At 71.5% G+C, this 4213-nt stretch carries 6 protein-coding genes; 5 read left to right on the forward strand and 1 reads right to left on the reverse strand.

Features of this window, described 5'->3' with window-relative positions:
* The first annotated feature begins 146 nt into the window (after positions 1-146).
* The 3 genes from H9640_RS18680 (at position 147) to H9640_RS18690 (ending at position 2963) form a co-directional block, all read left to right on the forward strand.
* A complete protein-coding gene (locus tag H9640_RS18680; protein WP_191792280.1) occupies positions 147-1298 on the forward strand; it encodes an FAD-dependent oxidoreductase in 1152 nt (383 codons plus the stop codon).
* Entirely contained in the window at positions 1299-2561 is a 1263-nt protein-coding gene (locus H9640_RS18685) for an MFS transporter (RefSeq protein WP_191792281.1), read from the forward strand.
* A gap of 90 nt (positions 2562-2651) precedes the next feature.
* Positions 2652-2963, forward strand: coding sequence for a metal-sensitive transcriptional regulator (locus H9640_RS18690; protein ID WP_275581428.1), 312 nt, complete (start codon positions 2652-2654; stop codon positions 2961-2963).
* 182 nt (positions 2964-3145) lie between these two features.
* On the opposite strand, the gene H9640_RS18695 is transcribed toward H9640_RS18690, so the two are convergent.
* Positions 3146-3415, reverse strand: a complete 270-nt coding sequence (locus H9640_RS18695) for a GlsB/YeaQ/YmgE family stress response membrane protein (RefSeq protein WP_191792283.1) — start codon at positions 3413-3415, stop codon at positions 3146-3148.
* A 185-nt stretch (positions 3416-3600) separates the two neighbouring features.
* Here H9640_RS18695 and H9640_RS18700 point away from each other — a divergent pair, with 185 nt between their 5' ends.
* On the forward strand, positions 3601-3849 hold the full coding sequence (locus H9640_RS18700; RefSeq protein WP_191792284.1) for a DUF2630 family protein: 249 nt from the start codon (positions 3601-3603) through the stop codon (positions 3847-3849).
* Between the two features lie 103 nt (positions 3850-3952).
* A complete protein-coding gene (locus tag H9640_RS18705; protein ID WP_191792285.1) occupies positions 3953-4162 on the forward strand; it encodes a hypothetical protein in 210 nt (69 codons plus the stop codon).
* The last annotated feature ends 51 nt before the right edge of the window (positions 4163-4213 follow it).

Below are 4213 nucleotides of genomic sequence, written 5' to 3' on the forward strand. Positions count from 1 at the left end.
ACTTCTGCTGCGCCGGATGCGGTCCGGCCTTCGACTCGGACCCCGCTCGTCGCGCTCGCCACCGGACCCTCGCACCTCGCCGCTCGTCCGACGACGCACGCCCCCGCAGGCGTGGAGCCCTCACCCGAACCTGGAGAACGCACCCCATGACCGCACCCCACGCCGTGATCCTCGGGGCAGGCTCGGCCGGTACGGCCGCCGCCCGAACCCTCGCCGGTCAGGGCGACGTCCGGACGACCGTCGTCGGACGGACCGACGAGATCCCGTACTCGCGGATGCTCGTCAAGAACGTCGCCTACGGCCAGGCCGCCCCCGAGCTGATCCGGTTGCCCACGCCGCACGGCGAGCTCGTCACCGACACCGCCGAGCGGGTCGACCCCGCGACCCACGAGGTCCACCTGGCCTCGGGGACCACGATCACCTACGACGTGCTCCTCGTCGCGACCGGGAGCCGGCCGCGAGGCCTCGACCCCGACGTCGCGGGCGTGGAGCGCGCCGTCCGGGAGCGGCGCCTGCTCACCCTGCACTCGCTCGACGACGCCGTTCGTGTCCGGGAGGCGATCGCGGCGCACGGGGAGCCCGCGCGCGTCGCGATCTACGGCGGCGGGCTGATCGCGTCCGAGACCGCCTCGACGCTCTGGTCGCAGGGGCACCGGGTCAGCCTCGTCGCCCGCAGCCGGGTCCCTGGGGTGGCCGCCTTCGGGCGGCCGGTCGCCGAGCGCGTCGCCGCCGACCACGCGTCCCGGGTGACCACGTACTTCGGTCGCACCGTTCGTCGCGTCCTCACGACGCCGAGGTCGACGGTCGTGACCCTCGACGACGGGACCGACCTCGAGGTCGACCTCCTCGTGGTCGCGCTCGGCACGACCCCCGTCGCACCCTCCCCGTGGCGTGACGGGGTCGCGGTCGACGACCGGCTCCGTGTGTCCGGTCCCGGGGCCGTGTACGCGGCCGGCGGTGTCGCCGTGCATCACGACGACCACCTCGGGACGTGGCGCATCGACCACTGGGAGGACAGCGCCGCGCAGGGGGTGCACGCCGTGCGGACCGCGCTGCACGACCTCGACCATGGCGAGGACCCGGGACCGTACCGGCCCCGCAGCACGTACCTGGCCATGATCCACGGGCGGATGATCTCGGGGGTCGGGTACACGGGGCGTCCGGGGACGCCCGTCGCGCAGAGCGACGAGCTCGTGGTCCTGCACGACCAGGACGGCACGGTCGTCGGGGTCAGCGGAATCGAAGCCGTGGGCGAGATCTACGGGTGGGGCAGCCGCCTCCACGAGGCGCGCGCCTAGATGCAGTCCTTCACCACCGGGGCACGGCGCTGGGGCTCTCGTCTGGCGATCGTCGCGACGTTCCTGCTCATGGTCGCGGCGAGCGCGCCCTCTCCCTTCTACCCGGAGCTGACCGACCGGCTCGGGCTCGTCCCGGTCGCGACGACGTCGGTCTTCGCCGTCTACGCGTTCACGATGCTCGGTGCGCTGCTCGTCGCAGGTGGTGTCTCCGACGTGGTGGGACGCCGTCCCGTCGTCACCGCGGGCTCCCTGGTGCTCGTCGCCAGCCTCGTGCTGTTCCGGGAGGCGGACAGCCTGGCCGCGCTCCTCCTGGCCAGGTCGCTCCAGGGTGCCGCGGCCGGTCTGCTGCTCCCGGCGTTGTCCGCCATGGTGGTCGACCTCGTCTCTCCGCGGCGTCCGGGGGCAGCGGCGCTGTGGAACACGGTCGCGCCCATGACCGGGCTCGGGACGGGGGCGCTCGCGGCGGCGCTCGCGCTCGACCACGCGAGCGAGCCCGCCGACGTCGTGTTCGGCGCGCTCGCCGTGAGCTTCCTCGGTGTCGCCGTCCTCGTCTGGTCGACCCCGGACGTCGTGCGAGTCCCCGCCGGACGGGCGCGGCGGGCCGTCCCGCGGCTCGCCGTGCCCCCGCACGTGCGTCGGCGGCTGGCGGTGGCGACCCCCGCGATCATCGCGAGCTGGGCGACGAACGGGCTCTTCCTCGCGCTCGGGTCGTCGGTCGTCGCGAGCGAGCTCGGTGCGACGACGCACGTCCGGCAGAGCATCAGCATCTGCGTGTTCGCGCTCTCGGGGATCGTGGCGTCCGTCGCGCTCCGGCGACGGTCGGCCCGGGTCGTCAGCGTCTTCGGCACGTCCGCCCTCGGTGCGGGCACCGCGCTCAGCGCGTCGGCGCTCGCCGTGCATTCCTTTCCGGTCTACGTCGTCGGCGCCGTCATTCTCGGTGCGGGATTCGGCACGGCATTCATGGGAGTTCTGCGGACATTGATGCCCCGGGTCGCGCCGAGCGAGAGGGCGGCGGTCATGGCCGTCATGTACACCATCTCCTATCTTGCCTTCGGGGTGCCGTCGATCATTGCCGGGCTTCTTGTCCCGCTCGTCTCGCTCGCGGGGGCGATGACCGTGCTCGGCACCGTGATCGTCGGGTTGTGCCTGGTCGCGACAGTGGCGCGCCTGCGCGTCCGGGACGACCGGGACGACGGCCGGATTCGGCTTCTCGGTCGGAGGCGCAGAAATGCGCCGGTCGTGCGCCCTGAGGAAAAGAGGTGATTGATGTCGGCTGATATTATGTCAAAGGCCCGAGCGTTGGTCGCCACCGATCTCGACATCCTCGCACCGCCGGAACGTAAGGAATGCACGATGGAAAACTCTCACGAGCCCTCGACGCAGCATCACGGGTACATGAGCGACAAGGAGAACTACCTCAAGCGCATGGGCCGTATCGAGGGCCAGGCCCGCGGAATCTCCAAGATGATCGACGACGAGAAGTACTGCATCGACATCCTGACGCAGATCAGCGCCCTCACGAGCGCCCTGGAGGTCGTCGCCCTGGCGCTGCTCGACGACCACCTCAAGCACTGCGTCGTCGACGCGGCCAAGATGGGCGAGGACGCCGGGGCGCTCAAGATCAAGGAAGCGAGCGACGCGATCGCCCGGCTGGTCCGCTCCTGACCGGTTCCCGACCTCCTGGCCACGCTCCGGCGTCGGGCGGGCCTGCGCTGCGGGACGCGACGAGGCGTCCGGAACGACGAAAGGCCCGCCTCCTCGTGACGAGGAGGCGGGCCTCCGCCCTGGTCACCGCGGCCGGACGGGGCGCGACGGACGCGCGGTGACGGCCTGGGTGAGCTGTGCGATCAGGCGGTGCGACCGTTGCGGCCGCGGACCGCGCCGTAGATGCCCAGCACGATGACGGAGCCCACGATCGCGAGCAGCCACGTCTGGATCGAGAAGAACTCCTCGAGGGGAGCCGAGAACAGGACGCTCCCGAGCCAGCCACCGAGCAGCGCGCCGAGGATCCCGAGGAGGATCGTCATCAGGATCGACCCGGTCTGCTTGCCCGGGAGGATGGCGCGAGCGATGAGTCCGGCGAGCAGTCCCAGAACGATGAATGCGAGGAAACCCATGTCATTCTCCTTTTGTCCCGTATGTGCCTTATTGGCCGGTGAGTCCCTACCTTGACACCGGCTCCGGCCGCTCGCACGCCGAAAGGCCCCGAACGTCGGACACGTCACTTTTCGCGGTCTTCCGCTTGCGAGAGCCACCGAGCGGTGGCATCGCGCGCTCACGCGCCCGGCCGTACCGTGGAGGAATGGCTGAGGACCGAGGTATCCGGCAGTACATCGGCGACCTGGTGGCGGAGGAGCGCAGGCTGCGTGCCGAGCTCGCCGACGGGGAGATCACGGCGTCGGAGGAGCACACGCGCCTGCGCGCGATCGAGACCGAGCTCGACCAGTGCTGGGACCTGCTGCGCCAGCGCGACGCCGCCCGCGAGTTCGGCAGCGATCCGGATGCCGCGTCGATCCGGGATGCCGGTACGGTGGAGCACTACCTGGACTGACGGCCTGACGCCTCGCGTGCGTGCCGTCGTCGGGCAGACCTCTCCCGCGGCCCGCGGGAACCACGCGTGACCCTCACGACACGACCAGTACGGAGCGAAGAGCATGAGCAGCCAGACGACGCAGCGCAACGAGGCCACCGAGCGAGCCGGGGCCGTCGCCCGCTTCCTCGTGGCGATGGTCCTGTTCGTGGGCGGGATGGTCGCCTTCGGGTGGGCCTTCACGGTCGAGTCGAACCACGCGCTGATCTTCTCCGCCGGTCTCCTCATGGTCACCCTCGGCTGCTTCATCCCGATGGCGGGCCGCGACCGCTGACGCCGCCCGGCCGCACGGCCGGCGCACGACGAGAGGGGCCCCCCCCCCCCC

Origin of the sequence: Oerskovia gallyi (assembly GCF_014836745.1) — a bacterium.
Taxonomy (GTDB): Bacteria; Actinomycetota; Actinomycetes; order Actinomycetales; family Cellulomonadaceae; genus Oerskovia; species Oerskovia paurometabola.